General features: G+C 50.9%; 27 protein-coding genes and 1 riboswitch. Of the genes, 24 read left to right on the top strand and 3 right to left on the bottom strand.

Annotated elements, in window-relative coordinates:
• Positions 1 to 185 precede the first annotated feature (185 nt).
• The 4 genes from thiM (at position 186) to cytX (ending at position 3700) form a co-directional block, all read left to right on the top strand.
• The gene (gene thiM, locus LKD71_RS11695) at positions 186 to 1007 is read left to right on the top strand and encodes a hydroxyethylthiazole kinase (RefSeq protein ID WP_227615547.1); all 822 of its coding nucleotides are present in this window, start codon (positions 186 to 188) and stop codon (positions 1005 to 1007) included.
• Entirely contained in the window at positions 994 to 1635 is a 642-nt protein-coding gene (thiE, locus tag LKD71_RS11690) for a thiamine phosphate synthase (RefSeq protein WP_178046307.1), read from the top strand. The genes thiM and thiE overlap by 14 nt, the downstream gene beginning before the upstream one ends.
• 79 nt (positions 1636 to 1714) lie before the next feature.
• Positions 1715 to 2524, top strand: coding sequence for a bifunctional hydroxymethylpyrimidine kinase/phosphomethylpyrimidine kinase (gene thiD, locus LKD71_RS11685; protein WP_227615546.1), 810 nt, complete (start codon positions 1715 to 1717; stop codon positions 2522 to 2524).
• 3 nt (positions 2525 to 2527) lie between these two features.
• On the top strand, positions 2528 to 3700 hold the full coding sequence (gene cytX / locus LKD71_RS11680) for a putative hydroxymethylpyrimidine transporter CytX (protein WP_227615545.1): 1173 nt from the start codon (positions 2528 to 2530) through the stop codon (positions 3698 to 3700).
• Between the two features lie 56 nt (positions 3701 to 3756).
• Here the strand turns inward: cytX and ilvN are convergent, their stop codons facing one another.
• Complete coding sequence (gene ilvN / locus LKD71_RS11675; protein ID WP_178045677.1) at positions 3757 to 4266, bottom strand: acetolactate synthase small subunit; 510 nt, start codon at positions 4264 to 4266, stop codon at positions 3757 to 3759.
• 12 nt (positions 4267 to 4278) lie between these two features.
• Entirely contained in the window at positions 4279 to 5997 is a 1719-nt protein-coding gene (ilvB, locus tag LKD71_RS11670; RefSeq protein WP_227615544.1) for a biosynthetic-type acetolactate synthase large subunit, read from the bottom strand.
• A 306-nt stretch (positions 5998 to 6303) separates the two neighbouring features.
• Between ilvB and LKD71_RS11665 the strand changes: the two genes are divergently transcribed.
• From LKD71_RS11665 to LKD71_RS11640, 6 genes are all read left to right on the top strand, one after another.
• Entirely contained in the window at positions 6304 to 6888 is a 585-nt protein-coding gene (locus LKD71_RS11665) for an NUDIX hydrolase (RefSeq protein WP_178045256.1), read from the top strand.
• Positions 6889 to 6914: 26 nt separating this feature from the next.
• Positions 6915 to 8006: an ABC transporter ATP-binding protein gene (locus LKD71_RS11660; RefSeq protein ID WP_227615543.1), complete on the top strand. Its 1092-nt coding sequence runs from the start codon at positions 6915 to 6917 to the stop codon at positions 8004 to 8006.
• Positions 8007 to 8020: 14 nt separating this feature from the next.
• Positions 8021 to 8917, top strand: a complete 897-nt coding sequence (locus LKD71_RS11655) for a carbohydrate ABC transporter permease (RefSeq protein ID WP_227615542.1) — start codon at positions 8021 to 8023, stop codon at positions 8915 to 8917.
• A 10-nt stretch (positions 8918 to 8927) separates the two neighbouring features.
• A complete protein-coding gene (locus LKD71_RS11650) occupies positions 8928 to 9791 on the top strand; it encodes a carbohydrate ABC transporter permease (protein WP_178045259.1) in 864 nt (287 codons plus the stop codon).
• Complete coding sequence (locus LKD71_RS11645) at positions 9788 to 11401, top strand: ABC transporter substrate-binding protein (protein ID WP_227615541.1); 1614 nt, start codon at positions 9788 to 9790, stop codon at positions 11399 to 11401. Before LKD71_RS11650 ends, LKD71_RS11645 begins: the two co-directional genes overlap by 4 nt.
• 102 nt (positions 11402 to 11503) lie before the next feature.
• Positions 11504 to 12316, top strand: coding sequence for a hypothetical protein (locus LKD71_RS11640; protein WP_178045261.1), 813 nt, complete (start codon positions 11504 to 11506; stop codon positions 12314 to 12316).
• A gap of 114 nt (positions 12317 to 12430) precedes the next feature.
• On the opposite strand, the gene LKD71_RS11635 is transcribed toward LKD71_RS11640, so the two are convergent.
• Entirely contained in the window at positions 12431 to 13063 is a 633-nt protein-coding gene (locus LKD71_RS11635) for a 4'-phosphopantetheinyl transferase family protein (protein WP_227615540.1), read from the bottom strand.
• Positions 13064 to 13407: 344 nt separating this feature from the next.
• On the opposite strand from LKD71_RS11635, the gene LKD71_RS11630 reads away from it, so the two are divergent.
• The 14 genes from LKD71_RS11630 to LKD71_RS11565 all read left to right on the top strand — a co-directional run bounded on the left by LKD71_RS11630 (position 13408) and on the right by LKD71_RS11565 (position 25566).
• Positions 13408 to 13551, top strand: a complete 144-nt coding sequence (locus LKD71_RS11630) for a response regulator (RefSeq protein WP_178045281.1) — start codon at positions 13408 to 13410, stop codon at positions 13549 to 13551.
• Positions 13552 to 13553: 2 nt separating this feature from the next.
• Positions 13554 to 14087, top strand: a complete 534-nt coding sequence (locus LKD71_RS11625; RefSeq protein ID WP_227615539.1) for a glycosyl-4,4'-diaponeurosporenoate acyltransferase CrtO family protein — start codon at positions 13554 to 13556, stop codon at positions 14085 to 14087.
• A gap of 21 nt (positions 14088 to 14108) precedes the next feature.
• Positions 14109 to 14315, top strand: coding sequence for a hypothetical protein (locus LKD71_RS11620; protein WP_178045265.1), 207 nt, complete (start codon positions 14109 to 14111; stop codon positions 14313 to 14315).
• 76 nt (positions 14316 to 14391) lie between these two features.
• A complete protein-coding gene (locus LKD71_RS11615) occupies positions 14392 to 15354 on the top strand; it encodes an ROK family protein (RefSeq protein WP_331466453.1) in 963 nt (320 codons plus the stop codon).
• A 216-nt stretch (positions 15355 to 15570) separates the two neighbouring features.
• A complete protein-coding gene (locus LKD71_RS11610; protein ID WP_227615537.1) occupies positions 15571 to 16599 on the top strand; it encodes a zinc-dependent alcohol dehydrogenase in 1029 nt (342 codons plus the stop codon).
• A 206-nt stretch (positions 16600 to 16805) separates the two neighbouring features.
• Positions 16806 to 17126: a metal-sensing transcriptional repressor gene (locus LKD71_RS11605; RefSeq protein ID WP_178045268.1), complete on the top strand. Its 321-nt coding sequence runs from the start codon at positions 16806 to 16808 to the stop codon at positions 17124 to 17126.
• Between the two features lie 146 nt (positions 17127 to 17272).
• Positions 17273 to 19819, top strand: coding sequence for a heavy metal translocating P-type ATPase (locus LKD71_RS11600; RefSeq protein ID WP_227615536.1), 2547 nt, complete (start codon positions 17273 to 17275; stop codon positions 19817 to 19819).
• A gap of 28 nt (positions 19820 to 19847) precedes the next feature.
• Complete coding sequence (locus LKD71_RS11595; protein WP_227615535.1) at positions 19848 to 20111, top strand: heavy-metal-associated domain-containing protein; 264 nt, start codon at positions 19848 to 19850, stop codon at positions 20109 to 20111.
• Between the two features lie 148 nt (positions 20112 to 20259).
• Positions 20260 to 21357, top strand: a complete 1098-nt coding sequence (locus tag LKD71_RS11590) for an LCP family protein (protein ID WP_227615534.1) — start codon at positions 20260 to 20262, stop codon at positions 21355 to 21357.
• A 9-nt stretch (positions 21358 to 21366) separates the two neighbouring features.
• On the top strand, positions 21367 to 22494 hold the full coding sequence (locus LKD71_RS11585; RefSeq protein ID WP_227615533.1) for a DUF3786 domain-containing protein: 1128 nt from the start codon (positions 21367 to 21369) through the stop codon (positions 22492 to 22494).
• Positions 22495 to 22656: 162 nt separating this feature from the next.
• Positions 22657 to 23379 (top strand): class I SAM-dependent methyltransferase, encoded by a 723-nt coding sequence (locus LKD71_RS11580; RefSeq protein WP_227615532.1) that lies wholly within the window; start codon positions 22657 to 22659, stop codon positions 23377 to 23379.
• A gap of 61 nt (positions 23380 to 23440) precedes the next feature.
• Complete coding sequence (locus LKD71_RS11575) at positions 23441 to 24037, top strand: ABC transporter permease (protein WP_227615531.1); 597 nt, start codon at positions 23441 to 23443, stop codon at positions 24035 to 24037.
• Positions 24037 to 24792 carry an ABC transporter ATP-binding protein gene (locus LKD71_RS11570; RefSeq protein WP_227615530.1) on the top strand — a complete coding sequence of 252 codons (756 nt, stop codon included), beginning with the start codon at positions 24037 to 24039 and terminating at the stop codon, positions 24790 to 24792. The genes LKD71_RS11575 and LKD71_RS11570 overlap by 1 nt, the downstream gene beginning before the upstream one ends.
• A 15-nt stretch (positions 24793 to 24807) precedes the next feature.
• A complete protein-coding gene (locus LKD71_RS11565; protein WP_178045279.1) occupies positions 24808 to 25566 on the top strand; it encodes a class I SAM-dependent methyltransferase in 759 nt (252 codons plus the stop codon).
• Positions 25567 to 25624: 58 nt separating this feature from the next.
• Positions 25625 to 25834, top strand: a riboswitch (cobalamin riboswitch).
• Positions 25835 to 26183 lie beyond the last annotated feature (349 nt).

Genomic DNA, 26183 nt, shown 5'->3' with positions numbered 1-26183 from the left:
TGCATTTGACGACTGCTAATCAGAGCGAGATTCGCGTAGCGTATCTCGCTCTGTGATGGAAAAATCATGAAGCGGATATGTCTATGTCAGGCATATCCGCTTTTTCTTTTTGTTCAGGCTGTCAGAAAATGCCGGCAACTGCGGAAGAAGGGCCGGAATACTTTCTTTAAGGAGGAGCAAAAAACATGCTGAAAACCTGTTGTGAAAATGTAAGAAAGAACGTACCTCTGGTACATAACATCACCAACTATGTCACCGTCAACGACGTGGCCAATGTACTCCTGGCTTGCGGCGGCAGCCCAATCATGTCCGACGAGCCGGAGGATGTGGTGGATATCACTGCCATCTGCAGCGCCCTGAATATCAACATCGGAACCCTGCATAAGACCAGTATCGAAGCCATGTTGAAGGCAGGAAAGAAATCCAATGAACTGGGTCATCCCGTTCTTCTGGATCCGGTGGGAGCAGGTGCTTCTGCCCTTCGTACCAATACGGCTGTGGAACTGATGAAGGAGCTGAAGCTGACGGTGATCCGCGGAAATATTTCCGAGATTAAGACCCTGGCTCTGGGAAGCGGCACCACCAAGGGCGTGGATGCTGACGTGGCAGATAAAGTCACCGACGAGACTCTGGATGATTCCATCCGTTTCGTGAAGAATTTTGCAAAAGAGAGCGGTTCCATCGTGGCCGTCACCGGAGCCATTGACCTGGTAAGCGACGGGGAAAAATGCTATGTGATCCGCAACGGCCGCCCGGAGATGGGACAGATCACCGGAACCGGCTGCCAGCTTTCCGGCATGATGACGGCTTTCGTGGCTGCCAACCCGGATAACCAGCTGGAAGCTGCCGCAGCCGCCGTCTGCATGATGGGCCTGGCCGGAGAGATCGGCTGGAGCCGCATGGTTGAGGGCGACGGAAACTCCACCTACCGCAACCGGATCATCGACGCCATCTACAACATGACCGGCGAGATCCTGGAGAAGGGAGCCAAATATGAAGTGCGATAAGGAAAATCTTCTACTCTATGCGGTGACAGACCGGCATTGGCTGGAGGGCCGCACCCTGCATGAGGTGGTAAAAGAGAGTCTGGAAGGCGGCGTGACCTTTGTTCAGCTCCGGGAGAAAAAACTGGACGAGGAGCATTTTCTGGAGGAAGCCAAAGATCTGAAGGAACTCTGCAGAGAGTATCACGTTCCTTTTGTCATCAACGATAATGTGGAGATTGCCATAGAGATGGATGCGGATGGCGTTCATGTGGGCCAGAGCGATATGGAAGCCGGGGATGTGCGGGCAAAATTAGGACCGGACAAGATCATCGGCGTTTCCGCCCAGACTGTGGAGCAGGCTGTTCTCGCAGAGAGACACGGGGCCGATTACCTCGGTGTGGGAGCCGTTTTCCCGACGAGCTCCAAGGATGACGCCGTGGAAGTGCCCTTTGAGACGCTGAAAGCCATCTGCGAGGCCGTTTCCATTCCGGTCATTGCCATCGGCGGCATCACGAAAGACAATGTGAAGGAGCTTTCCAGCAGCGGGATCTGCGGCATCGCCGTGATCAGCGCGATTTACGGCCAGAAAGACATTAAGAAAGCTTCAGAAGAACTGAAAACTGCAACAAAAGAGATGGTCAGGGAGTAAATCCCGTTCATCCAGCGGCCCGTCGGGGGCACCACTTCGGACCGCTCAATAAAACGTTTACTGAAAAGGAGAAATCAAAATGAGAACAGCAGTAACGATCGCCGGAAGCGATTCCAGCGGAGGCGCCGGCATCCAGGCAGATATCAAGACGATGATGGCAAACGGCGTATATGCCATGAGCGCCATCACGGCTCTGACTGCACAGAACACAACCGGCGTAACTTCTATTTTAAACGCAACCCCGGAATTTTTAGGCCAGGAACTGGACGCGATTTTCACCGATATCTATCCTGACGCGGTGAAGATCGGCATGGTTTCTGAGAGCAGTCTTATCCGCACGATCGCGGCAAAGCTTCGCCAGTACGAGGCGAAAAACATCGTGGTGGATCCCGTTATGGTGGCCACCAGCGGCGCGAGACTCATCAGCGAGGAGGCAGTGGAGACCCTGAAAAAGGAGCTTTTTCCTCTGGCCTGCGTCCTGACACCGAACATTCCAGAAACCGAAGTCCTCACAGGGATGGAAGTGAAGACCACAGAGGATATGATTGAGGCGGCAAAACGCATCTCCGAGGAATATCACTGTGCAGTCCTCTGCAAGGGAGGGCATCAGCTCAACGATGCCAACGACCTTCTCTATGCGGATGGAACCTACCGCTGGTTTAACGGAAAACGCATCAGCAATCCCAACACCCACGGCACCGGCTGCACCCTTTCCTCCGCCATTGCCTCCAACCTGGCAAAAGGTTTTTCACTGGAGGAATCCGTGGAGCGGGCCAAGGACTATATCTCCGGAGCCCTGGCAGCAATGCTCGATCTTGGAAAAGGCAGCGGCCCCATGGATCACGGCTTCGCCATCGACAACGCCTACACGAAAGAAGCGGAGGTTTAAGCCATGGAAAAGAAAACCTCTCTCTTTGAAAACGGCCTGATCTGGTTCGGAGCCGGTGTCTCCATCGCTGAGATCCTGACGGGTACTTATTTTTCATCCTTAGGCTTTGGAAAAGGCCTGGCAGCGATTCTGATCGGCCATGTCATCGGCTGCATCATGCTCTTTCTCTCCGGTGTCATCGGTGGAAAACTGGGAAAAAGCGCCATGGAGACCGTGAAAGACAGCTTCGGTATCCACGGCGGTCAGCTGTTTGCTACCTTAAATGTGCTTCAGCTGGTGGGCTGGACGGCCATCATGATCTATGACGGCGCTCTGGCAGCCAATGGCATCTTTTCCACAGGCCACTGGGTATGGTGCCTGGTCATCGGCGCGCTGATCATTGTCTGGATTCTCATCGGCATCACGAATCTTGGCAAGGTCAACACTATCGCCATGGCGGCCCTTTTCATCCTGACGCTGATTTTGAGCAAGATCATTTTCTTCAGTGGTAATCCCATGGCAGACACCGCTGACGATTCTCTGACCTTCGGTGCGGCTGTGGAGTTGGCTGTGGCCATGCCCCTTTCCTGGCTGCCTCTCATCAGCGATTACACGAGGGAAGCGAAGGAGCCGGTGAAAGCGACAGCCGTCAGCGCTGTGGTTTACGGCATTGTGAGCTGCTTCATGTACGTCATCGGTATGGGAGCTTCCATTTTCACCGGGGAAAATGACATCGCCCAGATCCTCATGAAAGCCGGACTTGGCATCGCAGGCCTTCTAATCGTGGTCTTTTCCACCGTTACAACCACCTTCCTGGACGCTTATTCCGCCGGAATTTCCGGAGAGTCCATCGTGGCGAAGCTCAAGGGAAAATATGCGGCCGTCGCTGTGACGGTCATCGGTACGGTGGGAGCCATCGTTTATCCGATGGATGACATCACAGATTTCCTCTACCTCATCGGTTCCGTCTTCGCACCGATGATCGCCGTGCAAATCGCCGACTTCTTCCTTCTGAAAAAGAAGAAAGAGGAGCAGGCTTTCGACTGGTGCAATCTGGTGATCTGGCTTGTCGGTTTCGTGTTGTACCGAATTCTGATGCATGTAGATTTTGCACTGGGAAACACCCTGCCGGATATGGTTCTGACCGTTCTCATCTGTCTGGCAGTCAACGCCGTGAAAGGCAAAAAGAACGCATAAAAAAGAGCGCTGCAGCTTCCTACCCGAAAGGCTTGCAGCGCTTTTCTTATGTTTATTTACCGGTCGGTCATGCTGATGGACTCGATGCCAACGCTTCCGCCCCGGACCACTTCAATGTGGTGGAATTCTTTTTTCATCAGGCGGACCACGGAATCATTTTTTCCTGAAGTCTGGAAAAACTCCAGAAGGAGACTGTCCTTACCGTAGTCGATGACTTGGGCTTTGAAGGTCTCGGCAATCTGGAAGAGCTCCGTCTTATCTTCGGGGGAGCAGTCCAGCACCTTGACGTAGAGGATTTCCTTCATATGAACGGAGACATTCGTGAAATCGAGGACACGAATGACCTCCACCATGCGGTTCAGCTGTTTTTTGATCTGCTCGAAGGTCTCGTCATCGCTGAAAGTACCGATGGTCATACGGGAGACCGTTGGGTCCTCGGTGGTACCCACGGTGAGGCTGTCCAGGTTATAGGATTTTCCGGAGAAAAGGCCGGAGATCTTCGAGAGGACGCCCACCTGGTTTTCCACATAGAGGGAGATCCATCGTTTCTGTAATTCTTTTTCCATAATTCAACCTCCTTAGCAGTCCATGATCATATCGGCCAGGGTTCCGCCGGGCTTGATCATGGGATAGACCATTTCTTCCGGATCGATGATAAATTCGATAATGGTCGGTCTTTTGGTGTTCTTTTTCGCTTCCTCAAAGGCAGCGGCGATCTCTTCTGTCTCTGTCACGCGGATACCCTTGGCTCCGTAGCTTTCTGCCAGCTTGATGAAATCCGGCGTGTATTCCGGATATTCCTGGCCGTCGGTGCGGCGGGAGAGGGCGCCGGAGCGGAGGTTGGTCATAGAGTAGCGTTTTCCGTAGAAAAGCTTCTGCCACTGGCGCACCATGCCGAGATAAGTGTTGTTGAAAATGCAGCAGACGATGGGAAGCTCCTCCAGAACGGCGGTGGCCAGCTCCTGGATGTTCATCTGCATACCGCCGTCGCCGGAGACCATGATAACCGGAGTGTCCGGATTGCCGATTTTGGCTCCGATGGCTCCGGGCAGGCCGTAGCCCATGGTTCCAAGGCCGCCGGACATGATGAGCTTTTTCTTCTCGGTGATGGCCGCATACTGGGAGACGAGCATCTGATGCTGTCCCACGTCCGTCACGAGAATGGCTTCGTCGTACTGGCGGTTGATCTCATTTATGATATCAAGGGGGCTCATAAGCTGGCGTTTTTTCATGGTCAGAGGATGCTCGGATTTCCAGGCGTCGATGGTGGAGAGCCACTTGCCGGTGTTGCATTTTTCCACATATTCGGCCATTTTCGTGATGGCTTCCTTCGCGTCGGCAACGATAGGCACATCCACATGGATATTCCGGGAAATGGAGGCCGTATCGATATCGATATGGATGATCTCCGCGTGGGGGGCGAAGGCATGGAGCTTTCCGGTGATCCGGTCGTTAAAGCGGGTACCGATGGAAAAGAGCAGGTCGCACTCGTTCATGGCCATGTTGGCGGCGTAGGCTCCGTGCATGCCGATGTTTCCGATGAAAAGGGGATGCTCCGTGGAGATGGCGCCCCGGCCCATGATGGTTGTGACCACGGGAACCTGAGTCTTTTCCACGACTTCCTTAAAGATTTCGTTGGCGTGGGAGATGTTGACGCCGCCGCCGGCGAGGAAGAGCGGTTTTTTGGCTTTATGGAGCATTTTCAGGGCTTTCTTGAGCTGTCCCATATGGACGCCGGTGCTGGGCTTGTAACCGCGGATGTTGACTGTCTTTGGGTATTCCGCGCTGCCGAGTTCTGCCATGACATCCTTCGGAAGGTCGATGAGGACCGGGCCCGGACGGCCGGTACGGGCGATGTAAAAGGCCTCCTTGATGATGCGGCCCAGGTCTTCCCGGTTCCGTACGGTGACACCGTATTTGGTGATGCTGCGGGTGATGCCCACGATATCGACCTCCTGGAAAGCGTCATTTCCGATGAGGTGCCGGGCTACCTGGCCTGTGAAGCATACGAGAGGCACGCTGTCATAGTTGGCGGTGGCAAGGCCTGTCACCAGGTTGGTGGCACCGGGGCCGCTCGTCACCAGACAGACACCGACTTTTCCCGTGGTCCGGGCGTAGGCGTCAGCTTCGTGAACCAGAGCCTGCTCGTGGCGGGGAAGAATGATATCAATCCCGCTCTGTTTGTAAAGTTCGTCGCTGATATCAATGGTACAGGCGCCGGGATAACCGAAGAGGGTATCCACCCCTTCCTCCTTCAAGGCCTTTACCAGAAGTTTGTTTCCTGAAATCTGTCTCAAACAAGTTCCCTCCTTCATTCGCTGTATAGCGTTAAAACGATGATACGGGGGAAAAGTGGAAAAGTCAACCGGATTTTTGTGTTAGTGGGTTGGTTTTTGATGGATTATCTGTTAGAATGATGATGCCAGGGGACCAAACTCAAGAGCCGTTCCTGCTTGCAGGAGAAGGCTCTTGAACTTGGGACCCGCCCAAACATGAGGAAGTAGCAATTTACGAAGTAAATCAGCGGATTCCGAATGGTTGGAGAATTGCGAGAGCGAAGCGGAGCAATTCGTATTGCATCATCATGAAAGGAACAGCAGAAAATGAGTTTGAAAGAGGATCTTCTTGCCTACCAGCCCTTCAACGAGCAGGAAGAAAAAGATAGAGAGGTCATGCTGGCTCTTCTGGACACTCAGCCGGACATTTTTGAGAGGAAGAACCGGGTGGCACATTTCACCGCCTCCGCCTGGCTGGTGAATCAGGCCCATGACAAGGTGCTGATGATCTACCACAACATCTACCATTCCTGGGCCTGGACCGGCGGCCATGCGGACGGAGATCAAGACCTTCTCCATGTGGCTTTGAAGGAAGCACGGGAGGAGACAGGCATCACGAATTTAAAGCCGGTTTCCGAGGGGATTTTTTCCCTGGAAATGCTCACGGTGGACGGCCATGTGAAGAGAGGAGAGTACGTTTCCTCGCATCTTCATGCCAACGTCACCTATTTACTGGAGGCCGACGAGGCAGATACGCTCCACATCAAGCCCGACGAGAACAGCGGCGTGCGCTGGTTTGCGCTGGATGAGGCGCTGAAAGCCTGCAGCGAGCCCTGGATGGCGGAGCATATTTATAAAAAACTGAATGAAAAGCTATCTCTGGAGAACCCGGATACGGGCCGGAACAGATAAGCGGAAAGATAAGAGGGAAAAAGCATATGAAAATTCAGTTGGAGGACCTGACCAAAAGCTTTCCCGGCAGGGGAAGAAACAGCAGCCGGGTGACAGCGGTGAAGGATTTTAATTTCGAGATCCCCGACGGGGAACTCATCGGCCTTCTGGGCCCCTCGGGCTGTGGAAAAAGTACGACGCTGAACATGATCTGCGGCCTGGAAAAGCCGACCAGCGGCAAGATCTTTTTCGGGGATAAGGACGTGACGGCGCTGCCGCCGGAAAAACGCGGAGTGGGCATGGTGTTTCAGAACTATGCTCTCTATCCGCATCTCACGGTTCGGCAGAACATCATCTTCCCGCTGCAGAACCTGAAAGGGAAGGACAAGCTTTCCAGGGCGGAGATGGAAAAAAGGGCCATGGACGCGGCGGCTCTCGTGCAGATTCAGGAACTCATGGAGCGAAAACCCGGCGAGCTCTCCGGCGGTCAGCAGCAGCGTGTGGCCATCGCCCGGGCGCTGGTGAAACTTCCACATGTACTTCTTTTGGATGAGCCCCTTTCCAATCTGGATGCGAGACTACGGCTTCAGACCCGGGAGGAGATTCGGAAGATCCAGCGGGCCACGAAGATTACGACGGTCTTTGTCACCCATGACCAGGAGGAGGCCATGAGCATTTCCGACCGCATTGTGGTGATGAAAGCCGGCGTCGTTCAGCAGACCGGAAAGCCCCAGGAGGTCTACGACGATCCGGTAAATCTTTTTGTGGCGAAATTCCTCGGAACTCCGCCGATCAATGTATTTCAGGGGAAAATCAAAAACGGAAAGGTCTGTATCGGAGACGCTGCCGTTCTTGACGCACCCGGTCAGAAGGATCGGGACGTTTTCGTGGGAATCCGCCCCGAGGGCTTTCTTTTAAAAGAGGACGGCCCGCTGATTTGCCAGCTTGGCGGCGTGGAAGTCATGGGAAGAGACATTTCCATCGTTTCGAACCACGAGGCTTCCTTAAATCCCAACATCCGCTCGATCATCAGCGCGGAGACGAAGGTAGATACCTCATCCGAAATCGTCCGCTTTGCGGTGAAGCCATCAAAACTCTTTGTGTTTGATGGCAGCAGCGAAGAGCGGATCCGGATCTGACGGGAGGCGAAACCATGGAAAAGAAAGATTTCAAAGGCTGGCTCTATCTCTTGCCGGCGCTGCTTTTTCTGGGAGCTTTTCTGGTCTATCCCCTCATAGACGTGTTTGTCTATTCCTTCGAGGAGGGCTATAACTCCGCTTCCCAGACTTACTATGGCACGGGAATCTACAACTATTCCTATGTGCTCCATGATCCATATTTTCTCCAGGCTCTGAAAAATACCCTGCTTCTGGTGGCCATCACCGTGCCGGTATCGACGCTTCTGGCCCTCCTGATTTCGGTAGCCCTAAGCTCGGTCAAGCCGCTTAGGAAGCTCTACCAGACGGTATATTTTCTGCCTTATGTGACAAACACGCTGGCCATCGGTCTGGTGTTTATGATCCTTTTCAAAAAAACAGCCTACACCGACGGACTCATCAATCTGGTGCTGAACTGGTTTGGCGGCGAATCGGTGGATTTCATCGACGGCCCCTACTGGGCCAAGATGCTGGTGCTCTGTGTGTACACGGTCTGGGTGGTTATGCCCTTCAAGATTCTGATTCTCACGAGCGCTCTGGCTTCTGTGAACCAGACCTATTACAATGCGGCCCGGGTGGACGGAACCTCGAAGTTCCGGATTTTCTATAAAATCACGCTGCCGATGATCTCGCCGACTGTGTTTTACCTTGTGATCACCGGCTTCATCGGAGCCTTCAAGGCCTACAGCGATGCTGTGGCGCTCTTTGGAACGAACCTCAATGCGGCGGGCATGAATACGATCGTCGGTTATGTTTACGACATGCTTTACGGAGACAGCGGCGGCTATCCGTCCTATGCCTCCGCGGCGGCAATCATCCTGTTTGTCATCGTCCTGACCATCACCTGCATCAACCTGCTGGTCAGCCGGAAACACGTTCACTATACCAAATGAGGACAGAAAAATGGATTATGAAAAAATAGAGCAGTCGGAAAAAAGACGCCGGATCCTCGGAAAAGGAGTAACCTATCTTTTTCTGACGATCTGGGCGCTCATCGTCCTGTTTCCTTTTTACTGGATGCTTTTGACTTCTGTAAAAAGCTACGGCGCTTATAACGCGGAGCATATCCCGGCGTTTTTCACCGCGTCGCCGACTCTTGAAAACTATAAGGATGCCTTCACGGCCGTTCCTCTGGCAAAATATCTTCTGAACACACTGATTTTCACGGTGATCACGACGGCCATCATGATGGTGGTCATCACACTGGCGGCCTACGCCTTTGCAAGACTGAGTTTCCCGGGAAAAAATCTGGTCTTCACGCTTTTTCTCTCTCTGATGATGATTCCGGCGGAGCTGGTGGTCATCACAAACTTTGTGACGATCACGAACCTGAACCTCCGGAACACCTTCACGGGACTGATTCTCCCCTCGGTGACTTCAGTTTTCTACATTTATCTTTTGAAGGAAAATTTCGAGCAGGTGCCCGACGAGCTTTACCGGGCGGCGAAGGTGGACGGAACCTCGGACCTGAAATTCCTCTGTAAGGTCATGATTCCGATCTGCAAGCCCACCATGGTGACGATTGTGATTTTAAAGGTTATCGAGTGCTGGAACTCCTATGTGTGGCCCCGCCTCATCACCGACGATCCCAACCTGTATCTCGTTTCCAACGGAATCCAGGAGATCAGGGAAAACGGCTTCGGCCGGGAAAATATTCCTGCCATGATGGCGGCGGTGGTGGTCATTTCCCTGCCCCTTATCGTTCTGTTTCTGGTTTTCCGGAGCCGGATCATGGAAGGGGTATCAAGAGGAGGGACAAAAGGATGAAAAGCAGATGGAAAAAATATCTGGCGGCAGGCCTTCTCACAGCAGGTGTGCTTTCCCTCACGGGTTGCCACGGGGCGAAGGAAGAGAAGAGCTTCGAGCTTCCGGATACCTTTGATACTTCAAAAAATTATGAGCTTACCTTCTGGGCGAAAAACGATACGAACAAGACCCAGACCGATATCTATAAGAAGGCAATTTCCGATTTTGAGGCCCTTTACCCAAACATCACGGTGAATTTGAAGCTGTATACGGATTACGGAAAAATTTATAACGACGTCATCACCAACATCGCCACGGACACGACACCGAACGTCTGCATCACCTACCCGGACCACATCGCAACTTACCTCACGGGCAAGGATACGGTGGTGCCGCTGGATGAGCTTCTGACGGATGAGACTTACGGCCTTGGCGGAAGCGGTCTGGCTTTCGACTCTCCGACGGAGGAGGAGATCATTCCGCAGTTCCTTTCCGAGTGCAGCATCGAGGGCCATTATTATGCCCTGCCCTTCATGCGTTCCACCGAGGCCTGCTATGTGAATAAGACCTATGTGGAAAAACTGGGCTACACCCTGCCGGAGACATTGACCTGGGACTTCATCTGGGAGGTTTCCGAGGCGGCCACGAAGAAAAACAGCGACGGAACCTATGCGGTGAATGGTCAGGACGTCATGATTCCTTTCATCTATAAGTCTACCGACAATATGATGATCGAATATCTGGCCGAGAAAGATGCAACCTATTCCACGGCGGAGGGGGAGATCGGTCTTTTCAACAACACGACGAAGGATTTCCTTTTGAATATCGCAGAGCACACGAAGACGGGAGCTTTTTCCACCTTCAAGATCTCCGGTTATCCGGCCAACTTCCTCAATGCGGGCCAGTGCATTTTCGCCATTGATTCCACGGCGGGTTCTACCTGGATGGGAACCAACGCGCCGCTGGTGGATATCAGCAACGATGCAGTGCAGGAGTTTGACACGGAGGTCATGATGATTCCGCAGGTGGACCCGGAGCATCCGAAAATGATTTCCCAGGGACCGTCGGTCTGCGTGTTCAATAAGCAGGACCCCCAGGAAGTTCTGGCCTCCTGGCTCTTTACGCAGTATCTTCTGACCAACGAGGTGCAGATCGCCTACTCGGAGACCGAAGGCTATGTGCCCGTCACCTCGAAAGCACAGGATTCCGCGGAGTATCAGGATTACCTTTCCAGGGCGGGAGAGGACAACAATACTTTCTACGATGTGAAGATTGCGGCCTCGAAGCTGCTTCTCACCCATGCAGAAGATACCTTTGTGACGGCTGTCTTCAACGGTTCTGCCTCCCTTCGTGACGCGGCAGGCCAGCTTATCGAGGATGTGACGAAGTCGGTGCGAAGGAAAAAAGAGATCGACGACACCTATATCGAGAACCTCTACAGCGATGTGACCTCTCTCTATCATCTGGACCAGATCAGCACAGGAGGAGCCGACGGGAAAAAGGATCTCGGCCCCCTGCCGAAAACTTCCGTGGCCCTTCTTGGCGCCCTTGGAGTGATCTGGGCGCTGATCCTTCTGTATCTTCTGAAAGAATTGGTGAAAAAAAGAAAATATCAGCGGGAAAACCATTGATTTCAAAGCAAAAATCTGTATAATGTAAGTGTTTGAAGAATTAACAGAGACACCCGAGAAGGGCGCCTCCGCGTCTGGAGAACGGACGGAAAGGAGAAACTTATGAAAAAAAGACTGGTGTTAATGATGGCACTTTCCATGGCTCTGGCTGTTCCGGGCTGTGCAATGGCTGAGGAGAGCACAGAGGCAGCAACAGAGACAGTCAGCGAAGCAGCTGAGACTGAGACCGAGGAAGCTACCGAGGTTGAGACCGATGTAAAGGGCGAGGGCGTTATGACCCACGAAGAGTACCTGGCAGCAGATGTTGACGCTGAGGTTGTCATCGAGACCTATGTACAGGCAAAACAGTCCTGGTGGGAGGACAAAGCAACCATCTATACCCAGGATAAGGACGGCGCTTACTTCATTTACAATATGCCCTGCTCCGAGGAAGAGTACGAGAAACTCGTTCCGGGAACCAAGATCAAAGTAACCGGATACAAAGCAGAGTGGTCCGGTGAGATCGAGGTTGCTGATGTAGAGTCCTTCGAGATTGAGGATGGCGAGTACATCGCAAAACCGCTGGATGTAACAGACCTTCTGGGAAAAGACGAGCTCATCGACCATCAGAACGAGCTGGTTTCCTTCAAAGGAATGACCGTTGAGGCAGCTGGCCAGGATGCAGACGGAAACGACGTTCCGTTCCTGTACAACTACGACGGTTCCGGAAGCGAGGGAGACGATCTGTACTTCAACGTTTCCTACAATGGCGAGACCTACACCTTTACCGTTGAGTCCTATCTCTGCGATAAAGATACTGACGTATACAAAGCAGTAGAGGCTCTTCAGATCGGCGATAAGATCGACATGGAAGGTTTCCTGTACTGGTATGAGGGCGTAAACCCGCACATCACTTCTGTGACTGCAGCAGAGTAAAGCCCGGGCCAGGGGGACGGTGTTTTCGGACTTTTAACTGTCCCTATTGGTTCAAATAAGAGAAAAACCACCGGGAAGACGTTGAGGGGATGTCTTCTTCGGTGGTTTTTTTGCTTAAAAAAGTAGTTCCTCCAGTGTAAGGAACTTAAGGGACACGGCCATTTCTTCTTCAGAGCAGAGCGCAATCCGATACCCCTCCAGGGTAAATTCTTGAAAAAAAACAGGAAGCGTCTGCTCACCCGGGAGCACCTCAAAAGAATTTAAGGGAACGCGGATACCCTGCCCGGTAAATTTCAAATAGCTCTCTTTCCTGGCCCAGATCCTCGTAAACATTTCCGGTCCCTGCTCCCGGATCAGCGCCTGTTCCCCTTCGGTAAAGCAGCGTTCTGCGATATGAAAGCGGTCCGGCGTTTCCTTCTGGATATCGACACCTGAGGGAGAAAGTCCGTAAGCGCAGACGGCGTACATCCCGCTGTGGGAAAGGTTAAAAAAGTGCTTTTCATCGGCGATAACCGGTTTTCCTCCTTTTTCCAGGGAAAGGGCGGAAAAAGACACTTTCATTTTCAAAAAGGCCCGACGGGCCAGAAGTCCGGCGGCGAGCGTAAGACAGCGATCCTCTGCTTTTTTCTGGCGGAGGATCTTTTCTTTTCTGTGGGCCCAGAGTCCGTCAGAGGGAAGATGCTCAAAGGCAGTCTGGAAAATTTCCTCATCAAGAAGAGGAACAATGGAAAAAGCTTCTAAATGCATAAGAAAACTCCGTTTCTTGAAATAGATCTTAACTGTATTGTGAAAGTGCGAACTGAAATTATCATATCATGAAAAGTCAGTTAAAAGATACTGCTTTTTTCAGAAAAATATGGTACACTGATTCCGAATAGTAAAACGATGAAAGCACGAGGAAGAATATGAAAGAAAAAACAGGGAATAAACGCTATATTTATTTTATTTTATATGGAAATGACGGCTCTTCTGATTGTACTGATTGTGGGAATTCTTTTTAATTATACTTCATCCGTGCAGAAGGTGGCTACAGAACAGTGTTTCAGTATTCTGGATGATTCCAGAGAGCAGCTGTCCCAGATGTCCGGACAATTCCCATCATTGCCCTGACGGCCAATGCCTTCATGGAAGACGAAAAGAAATGTCTGGAAGCCGGTATGAATGCCCACCTGTCCAAGCCGATGGATGTGGAGAAGCTGTGCGGGCTGATCGAGGGGCTGAGGAAAAGAAAATGACGATGAAAAAATTATTAAAAATCATTCCTGCGGTATCTTTTGTGGGGACTGTTGTGTTCAGCATCCTGTATGAAAACACTTCTCTGGAAATTTTGCTTACGCTGGCAATTACACTGGGAACGGTTACCTATCATTTTGCAATGAGACTGCTTGTGGCCTTTTTGTATCATTCGGCGATGAAGAACCGGGCGGATTACAGCAGGCGCTGGTATCAGGTGAGCAAAGCGGAAATGCGTTTCTATGAAAAGCTGAGAGTGAAACGCTGGAAAAATAAAATGCCAACCTATAGTCCCAATACCTTTGATCCCAGACAGCACACCTGGGATGAGATCGCCCAGGCCACCTGCCAGGCCGAACTGGGGCATGAAACGATCGCAGTGCTGAGCTTCCTGCCGATCCTGGCAGGAAACTGGTTCGGAGCCTATCCGGTGTTTGTCATTACTTCCATTCTGTCAGCGCTGTTTGATCTGATGTTTGTGGCGATGCAGAGATATAACAGACAGAGAATTGTCAGGCTGATTGACCGGAATTCCTGAGTACGTCTGGGAGAATAGAAGTTGGATTTTAAAGAAACATTTCCAGCAGGAAAAGACTTTGCAGATGCCCTGAAGGAATATCAGGGAAATTTGATCTTTACAAATTTTCCAAAAGAGATTAAGATTCCTTTTATAAAAACTTTTATAAAAGGAATCTTAAAAAATGGCCGGAGCGGAAAAGAAAAATATTACAAAATCGAAAATCCTAACCTATATCATAAACCATGAAGCAACGTCAAAGGTAGAACTTTACAAAAATCTGAATCTCAGTATGCCAACGGTTTTGTCAAATGTGAATGAGCTGTTGGCAGATAAAATTGTGATGGAAACGGGAGCGTATGAGTCTACAGGCGGACGGAAAGCGAAAAGGATCAGTATGAATCCCGCATACCGTTATGCGGTTGGAATTGGAATTACTGCAAAACATGTGGGCTTTGTGCTTGTAAATCTGAGATATGAAATTGAAAAGTATGAAAGAATTTTCCTGGAATTTTCTCCGGAAACATCTTATTATTTACAGCTTCGGAAAGAACTGGAGCGTTTTCTTGCAGATATGGAAAATCCCGGGCGGATTCTTGGAATTGGTATTTCCATTCCGGGAATTATAAATGCAAAAGAGAGAATGCTGATCAAATCCCATGCGCTTCAGCTGGAAAATTACAGCCTTACGTTTCTGGAGCAGATTTTTTCGCTGCCGGTATATTTTGAGAACGATGCGAACGCGGCTATGATGGCAGAGAACCAGAACACATACAAAAATGCATTGTATTTGTCCTTAAATAGTACGCTTGGCGGAGCCTTTTGCATTGATGGCAAACTGGTTTCGGGAGAAAATCAGAAGGCCGGTGAGTTTGGCCATATGATCCTGGTTCCGGGAGGAAAGAGGTGCTATTGCGGGAAGCAGGGCTGTGCGGATGCCTATTGCGCGGCAAAGGTGCTGACAGATGAGACAGGTCAGAGCCTGGAACAGTTTATGAAGCGGGTGGGAGAAAAAGAAAGGGAGGCGGAACAGATCTGGCAGGAATATCTGGATAAGCTGGCAATTCTGATTTCAAACTTACGGATGGCCTATGATATGGATATCATCCTTGGGGGAGAAGTAGGAGGATATCTGGCGAATGCGATGCTTACATTGGGAGAAAAGGTGATGGCTTATAACGGCTTTGATCATGACGCCAGATATCTGAAAATCTGTGCTTATAAAAGAGAAGCCTCTGCGGTAGGTGCGGCAAAATATTTTTTACAGAAGTTTATAAAAGAGATGTAGTAATCGTCTGGATGAGAGGCCGGCGGGAAAACGTATGAAAGTATGTTTTTTCCGCTGGCTTTTATAGTTGGAAACATTGTATAAATTTACTTATGTAATTTTGTGCAATGGGCAGAAGTATAGAAAAGGTATTGACAAAGCCGTTTGTTGAGATAATAATATAATTACTTTAATAAAATATTTAATAAAAGATAATAAAAAAGGAGGAGTTGCAGGATGTTACAGCAGGTAATGACAAAACCAGGAGAAATTATTTTCAGAGAGGTGCCGGTTCCAGAAGTAAAGGATGATCAGGTATTAGTGAAAATCCGGAACATTGGGATTTGTGGATCGGATATTCATGTGTACCATGGAAAACACCCCTTTACCAGATATCCGGTTACCCAGGGGCATGAAGTATCCGGAGAGATCACAAAGATCGGAAAGGATGTTACAGAATTTCATGAAGGCCAGAAGGTGACGATTGAACCGCAGGTTTATTGTGGACACTGTTATCCGTGCCGCCATGGAAAGTACAACCTTTGCGAAGAACTGAAGGTGATGGGCTTTCAGACAACGGGAACTGCTTCAGAATATTTTGCGGTAGATGCGTCCAAAGTAACGCCGATTCCGGAAGAGATGTCTTACGAAGAAGGTGCGATGATTGAGCCGCTGGCTGTCGCTGTACATGCGGTGAAACAGATGGGGGATGTGAAAGGAATGAACATTGCTGTTCTCGGGGCAGGACCAATCGGCAATCTGGTTGCACAGTCTGCAAAAGGAATGGGAGCAGCAAAGGTTATGATTACGGACATTAGTGATCTTCGCCTGGATAAAGCAAAGGAATGTGGAATTGATGTATGTGTAAATACAAAAGAGAAGGATTTCGGTGAGGCTATGATTGAAGCTTTTGGGCCGGATAAAGCAGATGTGATTTATGATTGTGCCGGAAATAATATTACCATGGGACAGGCCATCAAATATGCGAGAAAAGGAAGCGTGATCGTTCTGGTAGCTGTCTTTGCGGATATGGCAACCATTGATCTTGCAGTCGCAAATGACCATGAACTGGATATTAAGAGTACCATGATGTACCGTCATGATGATTATGTGGAGGGTATTGCACTGGTAAACGGGGGAAAGGTATATCTGAAACCACTGATTTCCAAGGTGTTTGCGTTCAAAGATTATCTGAAAGCATATCAGTACATCGATGCAAATCGAGAGACGACAATGAAAGTGATTATCAATGTACAGGAAAAATAAAGGTGGAAGACATGAAAAAAAGGAGACATCCCGGCGGTGTCTTCTTTTTTGTTATGGCGACGAGGAAAATGATTAACCGGCGCTTTTACGGTGCAGACTGACAGTGACAAAATTTCTCACATAGTCCTCTTGACAAAATACCTACAGGGGGTATATAATGCACTCGTAAAATACCGGTGAGGGGTATACGGAGAGGAGATGAATGCATGGCAGAAGAGAAACATTGCTGTTGTTGTGAGATGACCGGAGGTAAGACGAAGGTACGGACAGATAAAGAATACAAAGACCTGATGAATCGCCTGAAACGGATCGAGGGTCAGGTAAGAGGAATCCAGAACATGCTGGAGAAGAACGCCTACTGTACGGATATTCTGACCCAGGTGGCTGCAGTAAACGCCGCACTGAACAGCTTTAACAAGGTGCTTCTGGCAGATCACATCCGTACCTGTGTGGCCGACAACATCCGGGAAGGAAATGATGAAGTTGTCGATGAACTGGTAACAACACTGCAGAAGCTGATGAAGTGAGGCTTGGGTGAAAAGTTCAAAGGACCGCCGTTTCTGATTACAGAAACAGGCGTTTGACGTGAGAAACAGACAACTATGAAAAATACCAACGGGGACAGGAAAAAAGCCAAAAACACCGTCCCCCTGGAAAGGAGAGACAAAACAATATGGAACAATACAACGTGACCGGCATGAGTTGTGCAGCCTGCAGTGCCCGGGTGGAAAAAGCCGTTTCCAAGGTGCCCGGCGTGACCTCCTGCTCGGTAAGCCTTCTGACCAACTCCATGGGAGTGGAAGGAACCGCTTCGTCGTCTGCGATTATCGCTGCTGTAACGGAGGCTGGCTACGGCGCATCCTTAAAAGGCACTGAAAAAACGCAGGGCGGCGCTTCCGACTATGACGACATGCTGAAGGACACAGAGACCCCGAAGATGAAAAAACGTCTCATCGTCTCCGTGGCTCTTCTGATCCCGCTGATGTATTTCTCCATGGGCCATATGATGTGGGGCTGGCCGCTGCCCGCCTTCTTTGATGGAAACCACATCGCCATGGGCCTCGTACAGCTGCTTTTTACGGTAGCTATCATGGTGGTAAATCAGAAATTCTTCATCAGCGGTTTCAAGAGCCTGGCACATCGGGCCCCGAACATGGACACGCTTGTGGCGCTGGGCTCCACTGCATCCTTTGTATACAGTGTATACGCGCTCTTTGCAATGACGGGAGCGCAGGTAAGAGGCGATATGGATGCTGTCATGAGCTACATGCACGAGTTTTACTTTGAATCCGCGGCCATGATTCTGACCCTGATCACCGTCGGAAAAATGTTGGAGGCCCGCTCGAAGGGAAAGACCACAGATGCACTCAAGAGCCTTATGAAACTGGCTCCGAAGACCGCAGTCTTAAGAAAAGACGGCGCGGAGAAAGAAGTTCCCATCGAGCAGGTGCGGATCGGCGATCTCTTTGTGGTGCGCCCCGGTGAAAATATACCCGTGGATGGTATTGTTCGGGAAGGAAACAGCGCGGTCAACGAGGCAGCACTGACCGGTGAGAGCATCCCGGCCGATAAGGCGCTCGGGGACCCTGTCTCCGCAGCGACCCTGAACCAGTCCGGTTATCTGGTCTGTGAGGCCACCCGGATAGGCGAGGACACGACACTTTCCCAGATCATCAAAATGGTGAGCGATGCAGCGGCAACCAAAGCGCCCATTGCCAAGGTGGCAGACCGGGTATCCGGTATCTTCGTGCCCGCGGTTATCACGATCGCCCTCATCACAATTGCGGTCTGGCTGCTGGCAGGAAAAGACATCGGTTTTGCCCTGGCCAGAGGTATTTCTGTTCTGGTAATCAGCTGCCCCTGCGCTCTGGGCCTTGCGACTCCCGTGGCCATCATGGTAGGAAACGGTATGGGCGCCAAGCATGGAACGATGTTTAAGACCGCCGTTTCCCTGGAGGAGACCGGTAAGATCCAGATCGTGGCTCTTGACAAGACAGGAACCATCACCAGCGGCGAGCCGGAGGTGACAGATATTCTCCCGGCCGATGGCTATACGGAAGAGGAGCTTCTGAAAAAAGCCTATGCCCTGGAGAAGAAGAGTGAGCATCCGCTGGCAAGAGCGATCCTGACACTGGCGGAGGAGAGAAAGCTTTCCGCATCAGAAATCGAAGACTTCCAGGCAGTTCCCGGAAATGGCCTCACCGGAAGCCTGAACGGAAAGAAGCTGGCCGGAGGAAACCTTTCCTTCATCAGCAAAGAGAGCACGGTTTCCGGACAGCTTTCCGAGAAAGCAGCAGCCCTTTCAGAGGAAGGTAAGACTCCGCTTTTCTTTGCAGAGAACGGCCACCTCATGGGTATCATCGCTGTGGCAGATGTGATTAAGGAAGACAGCCCCAGAGCCATTCAGGAGCTGAAAAACATGGGCATCCATGTGGTGATGCTGACCGGAGACAACGAGCGTACCGCCCGGGCCATCGGAAAACAGGCCGGTGTGGATGAAGTGGTGGCAGGCGTTCTGCCGGATGGCAAGGAAGCCGTCATCAGTGAACTGAAGAAAAAAGGCCGGGTAGCCATGGTGGGCGACGGCATCAACGACGCTCCGGCACTTACGAGAGCCGACATCGGTATCGCCATCGGAGCCGGAACAGATATCGCCATCGATGCGGCGGATATCGTCCTGATGAAAAGTCGTCTCTCCGATGTGCCGGCTGCAATCCGTCTGAGCCGGGCAACGCTCCGGAACATTCACGAGAACCTGTTCTGGGCTTTCATTTACAATATTATCGGTATTCCGCTGGCAGCCGGCGTCTGGATTCCGATCTTTGGCTGGACCTTAAATCCCATGTTCGGAGCTGCGGCCATGAGCCTTTCCAGCTTCTGCGTAGTGACCAATGCCCTTCGCCTGAATCTCTTTAAGATGGGCGACGCGAGCCATGACAGGAAGAGAAAAGACGCTCTGGGAAGCCAGAAACTCATAGAAAAGAGCGGTTCTGCCGCTCCTCAGAATAAAGGAGGTGAAAATATGACACTGAAAGTAGAAGGAATGATGTGCGGTCACTGCGAGGCCAGAGTGAAAAAAGCCCTGGAGGAGATCGACGGCGTAGTCTCCGCAGAGGTGAGCCACGAGAAAGGAACCGCTGTGGTAACTCTCTCCAAAGAGGTACCGGCAGAAATCCTGAAAAAAGCAGTAGAGGACGCAGGCTATAAGGTACTTGCCTGAAGATAAGTATTTAAGGAGGAATAAGAGCATGCAGGAAATTACAGTTGGTGTAGATGGAATGATGTGCGGTATGTGCGAGAGCCATGTAAACGACGCAGTGCGCGCTGCTTTCCCGACGGTGAAGAAGGTTTCTTCTTCCCACGGAGCAGGAAAAACGGTCATCGTGATCGAGGAGGATATTCCGGATGAGAAGATCCGCGAGGTCATCGACAAGACCGGCTATACCGTCACCGGTATCACGAGAAACCCCTATGAGAAAAAAGGCTTCTTCTCCCGCTTAAAAAAAGACTGATCCATCAGACAAAACTCATAAGAAGGCTGTACAGTGCCAAAATCAGGAGCTGTGCAGTCTTCTTTTTTTGGATGGACAAGGGGATTTTCCTATATTATAATGATGTCAGATATTACCTATTTTAAAGGGATGAGATTGGAGGATACCGATGAGAAACGTTAGAAGATGGAAAAAACTTTGCGCGCCAGTTCTGGCAGCTGCCTGCTTTGCGGGAACCGTGGGTCAGAATTTTACCGGAAGCTGCTCCTTTGTGCAGGCGGCGGAGACGGAGAGTGAAACGGAGGCCGAGACCGTTTACAGCCAGGAAGATCTGGAGCTTTTGAACAGCCTGGATCAGGCAGAGGCCGAAGGTGTGGATGGCCTGGATGCAGATTCCATTGACTGGGGAAAGGCAGAGATTCAGGTTATGGAAGATGAGGAGGTCTCCAACATTCTTCTCATCGGTCAGGACCGCCGGAAGGGAGAAGACCGCCAGCGTTCCGATTCCATCATTATTTGCAGTGTCAACAAGGATAAAGGAGAAATCATCCTGACCTCCGTTATGCGTGATCTCTATGTGCCGATTCCGGGCTATAAAGATAACCGGATCAACGCGGCCTATCAGTTCGGAGGCATGGAACTTCTGGATGAGGTCATCGAGGAAAACTTAGGTGTCCACATCGACGGAAATGTGGAGGTGGACTTCGACGGTTTCATGGAGTCTCTTTCCGTACTTGGAAATCTGGATATTGAGCTCAATGCCACCGAGGCAAAGTATCTGAATGCACATTCCGATCTTTCGGAAACTGACGAAAACGGCTGGACCCTGAAAAAAGGTGTCAATTCCATGACTCCGGCCCAGCTTCTGGCCTACTCCCGGACCCGTTTTATCGGAAATTCCGACTGGGAGCGGACAGAGCGTCAGCGCAAGGTACTGATGGCAGCCTATGAAAAAGCAAAAAATATGAGTCCCTTCAATCTCATCCGGCTGGCCTATGAAATTTTCCCGAATTTTACGACAGACCTTTCCATCGGCCAGATCGTGGGCTACATTTATACGGTGCTCACCGGCGGCATCGATGGCATCGAGAGCTACCGCATTCCCGTGGACGGCACATATAACTGCGTGACTCTGTCTGCCGGAATGGAGGTCCTGATTCCGGATCTTTCGGCCAACAGCAGCTACCTCCAGCAGTTCATCTACGGCGTGGATGCAGCCGGAAACGTTGCTGAAACAGAGACTGAGACAGAAAGCGAGACCGAATAAGGAGCAGTTATGGAAGAGAAGAAGACAAACTATGATAAGACCCGGGAGGATGCGGAGCAGCGTTTCCTCGCCTATGATCAGGAAAAAATGATCCGGAAATTCAGCCTGAAAGCGGATGAAAACTATCTCTATCTCCGCTTTGTGGGAAGAGACTATCGAATCAGCCGAAAGAACGGAAGGATCGAGTGGAACCGGGAAGAGATCGGGAAAGATTATTTTGAGCCGGCCCAGGCAGGGTTTGAGGAAACTCTGGCTATCATGGATGTGCTCTGCAGCTCGAAGGACGACTGCCAGCTGGCCGGAACTTATAATACGATCGACCGGATGAAGTCTGTACGCTATGCGGCGACGCCGGGCTCCGGCCTCTATACTACCTATGAGAAACTCTTTGACGAGAATACGGAAAAGCTCCAGAAAGTGCTGGAAAACCTGGGCGGCACGAAAGACCATCCGGGGGATGCGGCCGCAAAGCTTCCGGTTTTTGATTTCCTGCCGGTGATCTTTCAGTTCTGGCATTCCGATGAGGAATTTCCGGCCACGCTGAAATTTATGTGGGATGAAAATACGCTGGATTATCTCCGTTTTGAGACGGCCTTCTATGTCATGGGCCACATTTTATCCCGGATTAAGGAGGAACTTGTCCGGCTGGATACCCGCCGCTGCACAATTGAGACCGAGGGTTTTGGAACCATGGTTTTTGAGCTTTATCCGGAATATGCGCCGATCACTGTGGAATCTTTTAAAAAGCTTTCCAACGAGGGCTTCTACGACGGCCTCTGCTGGTGTCGGATCGTGAAGGACTATGTGATCCAGGGCGGCTCCCGGACCAACGATATCATGGCCGAGTGCGACTGGCATATCAAAGGGGAATTTCTGGAAAACGGTGTGGATAATCCCCTGAAACACGTCCGGGGAGCCATCTCCATGGCGAGAGACGACGCCTACGATACGGCGGACACCCAATTCTTTGTGGTACATAAGGATGCGGCGAAGCTCGACGGCCGTTACGCCGCCTTCGGCGAGATGCTCTCGGGCTTTTCCGTTCTGGATAAAATTGCCGACGAGCCCACCTACGGTCCGGAAACCTGGAATAAGCCAGTGAAAATGCCGGTGATCCGAAAGATCACAGTGGAATAACCCCTACATGAATTTTTTTTGATACAAGACAGAAAACATCCCCCGGTCAGGGTTGCGGCTTCTTTTCCAAAAACGTATAATCATCAGAAACGGGCAATTATACAGAGAAAGGAAGGTAGCGCAAGCGCGGATAAAACAGGCGCTGCCTAAAATAGCGGATAAATGGAAAAAGAGCGTATTATCAACTACTGGTCCGAGAGAAGCCATGAATTTGTCGATCTTCGGACGGAGGAACAGAACTCCGAGATGGGACGAAAATGGCTTTCAGAGATTGAGAAAAATCTTCCGAAAGGCAGAAAACTGAAGATTCTGGATGTGGGAACTGGCACCGGCTTTTTTGCGCTGATGCTCTCGGCAAGAGGCCATCAGGTGATGGGAATTGATCTGACGGATCATATGATCTACCATGCCAGAGAGCTGGCAAAGGAGCAGAAATCTTCGGCGGAGTTTTTTGTCATGGATGCGGAAAAGCCGGAGTTCCCGGATGCGACCTTTGATGTGGTGGTTTCCAGAAACCTGACCTGGACGCTGCCTCATGCGGAAGAAGCCTACCGGGAATGGACCAGAGTCCTGAAAAAGGGCGGGGTCCTCCTGAATTTCGATGCGGACTACGGTCACGATGATTTCACGAGAGATGAGGAAAAGCTTCCTCCGGAGCATGCCCACTGCCGTCTGAAAGAGGGGCTGGTGCAGGAATGTGAGGCCATCAAGGATGAGCTGGAGATCAGCAGAAAGCTGCGCCCCCAGTGGGACCTGGAAGTGCTGGGAAAAATGGGATATGCCTCCGTTACGGTGGATGAGACTTTATCAGACCGGATCTACCGGAATTTTGACAAGTTCTATAATCCTACGCCTATGTTTGCATTAAAAGCAGTAAAAGAGTGAAAGAAGACAGCTGTACATCCCCCGGGGCGGGTTTGTACAGCTGTTTTAAACAGGAGAAAAAATGGGAAAATATGTAATAAAAAGGCTGCTCCAGCTGATTCCCGTGGTGCTGGGCATTACGTTCCTGTCCTTTGCCATGATGCGTCTGGCGGGCGGGGATGCAGTGACCTACATGTATGAAAATGCCGGTACCGCCGTCTCACAGGAGGTCATCAATGAGGCCAGAGCAGAATATGGTCTGGATCAGCCTTTTCTGGTACAGTATGGAAAATGGCTGAAAGGAATGCTTACAGGAAATCTGGGAGAAAGCTATGTCTCGCATCAGGATGTGGCTGCGTCTTTTGCAGCGAAGCTTCCTGCGACCCTCCTTCTGGCGGACGAGCCCACGAGTGCGCTGGATGTGACGCTCCAGAAACAGGTAGTGGAAAAGCTTCTGGAGCTTCGAAAGGAAGAAGGGACGGCCATGGCGGTTGTCACCCACAATATCGGTGTGGTGCGGGCTATGGCGGATCAGGTGCTGGTGCTTAAGGAGGGCTGCATGGTGGAGTATGGCAGGCTGGAAGAGGTGCTGGAGCATCCGAAGGAAGCCTATACCCGGCAGCTTTTGTCTTCCACCCTTACCCTGCGGCGGGCAAAAGAGGAAGGAGAGGGGCGCTGATGGAGAAGATTCTTAAGGCAGAAGGACTGACGAGAGCCTTTGAAAACAAGGGAGAACGTTTTCTGGCAGTCCGGGATGTAAGCTTTTCACTTTACCGGGGAGAGGCCATTGGAATTGTGGGCGAATCGGGCTCCGGAAAAAGTACACTGGTGCGGATGCTCACCGGGCTTCTTGCGCCGACCAAAGGGAAAATAGAGTTTTTGAGCAGAGATCTTACCCATGCGGGGAGTAAAGAATGGAGGAAGTGCTATCGGGAAATGCAGCTGGTGTTTCAGCTTCCGAAGGAGTCCTTCGATTCCGGAAAAACGCTGGGAAGCGGAATTGGGGAGAGCTTAAGAAATTCAGGGCTGAAGAGAAAGGAAGTCCGAGAAAAAGTGGCGGAGCTTCTCTCTACCTGTGGCCTGACACCGAATTTTGCAGAGCGCTATCCCGGGGAGGTGAGCGGCGGCGAATGTCAGCGGGCGGCCATCGCGAGGGCACTGGCAGTGGAACCGTCGCTTCTGATCTGTGACGAAGCCACGAGCGCGCTGGATGTGACCGTGCAGAAACAGATCCTGGAGCTTCTGCTCCGCCTGAAAAATGAAAAAAAGCTGTCTTTTCTTTTCATCTCCCATGACCTGGCCCTGGTTCAGGACTTCTGTGACCGGGTGCTGGTCATGTATCAGGGAGAAATCGTCGAAGAGGGAAAGACAGAGGACGTCATCAGCCGGCCGAAGGAAGCCTACACCAGGCAGCTGATCGATTCTGTACTATAAATAGAGGAGAGAAATATGAGTGAATTACTGGAAGATATCAGAAAATACTGGACAAAACGGGCGAAAGGCTATTCCGAGTACAATCAGGGAGAGCTTTCCGGAGAACAGAGGGAAAAATGGCGGCAGGCAATCCTTGCGGAACTTCCGGACAAACCCCTTACGGAGATCCATCTTCTGGATGTGGGAACCGGCCCGGGCTTTTTTGCTATCATTCTGGCGGAGGCAGGGATTCAGGTGACGGCTGTGGATTATACGGAAGAGATGCTGAAAGAGGCGAAAGCCAACGCCGGAGAGCTCTCAGAGAAGATTCATTTTCAGCAGATGGATGCCCAGAATCTGGAGTTCCCCGATGGAACCTTTGATGCGGTGATCACCAGAAACGTGACCTGGAACCTGGAGCATCCGGTGAGGGCTTATCAGGAGTGGTACCGGGTTCTCAAAAAGGACGGAGTGCTGCTGAATTTTGATGCCAACTGGTACCGCTATCTCTGCGATGAAGAGCTCCGGAAGGGCTATGAGGAAGACCGGAAGAAGACAAAAGAGCAGCAGGTGGAAGATTACTACGAGGGAACGGATATTGCGGAGATGGAGCGGATTGCCGCCGCTGTGCCCCTGACGGAAATCCTCCGTCCGGCCTGGGACCTTCATGTGATGGAAGAAATCGGCTTTCAGGACTGCCGCTCGGACGAAACCGTCAACGAGAGAATTTTAAGCCGGGCAGATCAGATCAACGGGGAATCCACGCCCATGTTCCTGGTGACGGGAAGAAAATAAAAAAGAGTGTTAAACTCTTGACAATCTTGGAATGGCATGCTATGGTATAGGCGTGTAATTTAATATTGCAGTATCAAGTGCAGCCAGCAGTCATTCCGCAGACTGTTGTCTGAAGAGGGAACCAGGTGAGAATCCTGGACGATCCGGTCACTGTGAACAGGGAGTGTCGCTCAGTTATCCCATTGCATTACCCAGGAAACTTATGTGAGAAGGGGAGCAGACATGATGATCTGTGAGCCAGGAAACCTGCTTGATATTTGAGATGGGCTTCCGATGAAAGTCAAACATCCAATCCGGATACTTCCACAGTTATCCGCAGCTTGTCGCCATGGGTAGGCAGACATTTGTTTATGAAATGATTGTATGCATCTCGCTGTGCATATATTAAGATACACAAAGTTTAATACCTCCTTCTAAAAAAGGCAGAAAATCCGCATCTGCCTGATTGGACGAAGTGGCCCGGGAGTTTCAGACAGGGAACTCTCCGGGTCATTTTGTTGCCATGCATATGAGAAAAAGGTCCAGTGGACCTTTTTTGAGTTTAACAAATGTAGCAAGAATTCTCCCACCTCTTCAGGTGGTGAGATGAATTGCACATCTGAGCATATCTGCTCAAA

Source organism: Fusicatenibacter faecihominis (genome assembly GCF_020686945.1).
In the GTDB taxonomy this organism is placed as follows: domain Bacteria; phylum Bacillota; class Clostridia; order Lachnospirales; family Lachnospiraceae; genus Limivivens; species Limivivens faecihominis.
This window is presented reverse-complemented; position numbering and strand designations above follow the sequence as displayed.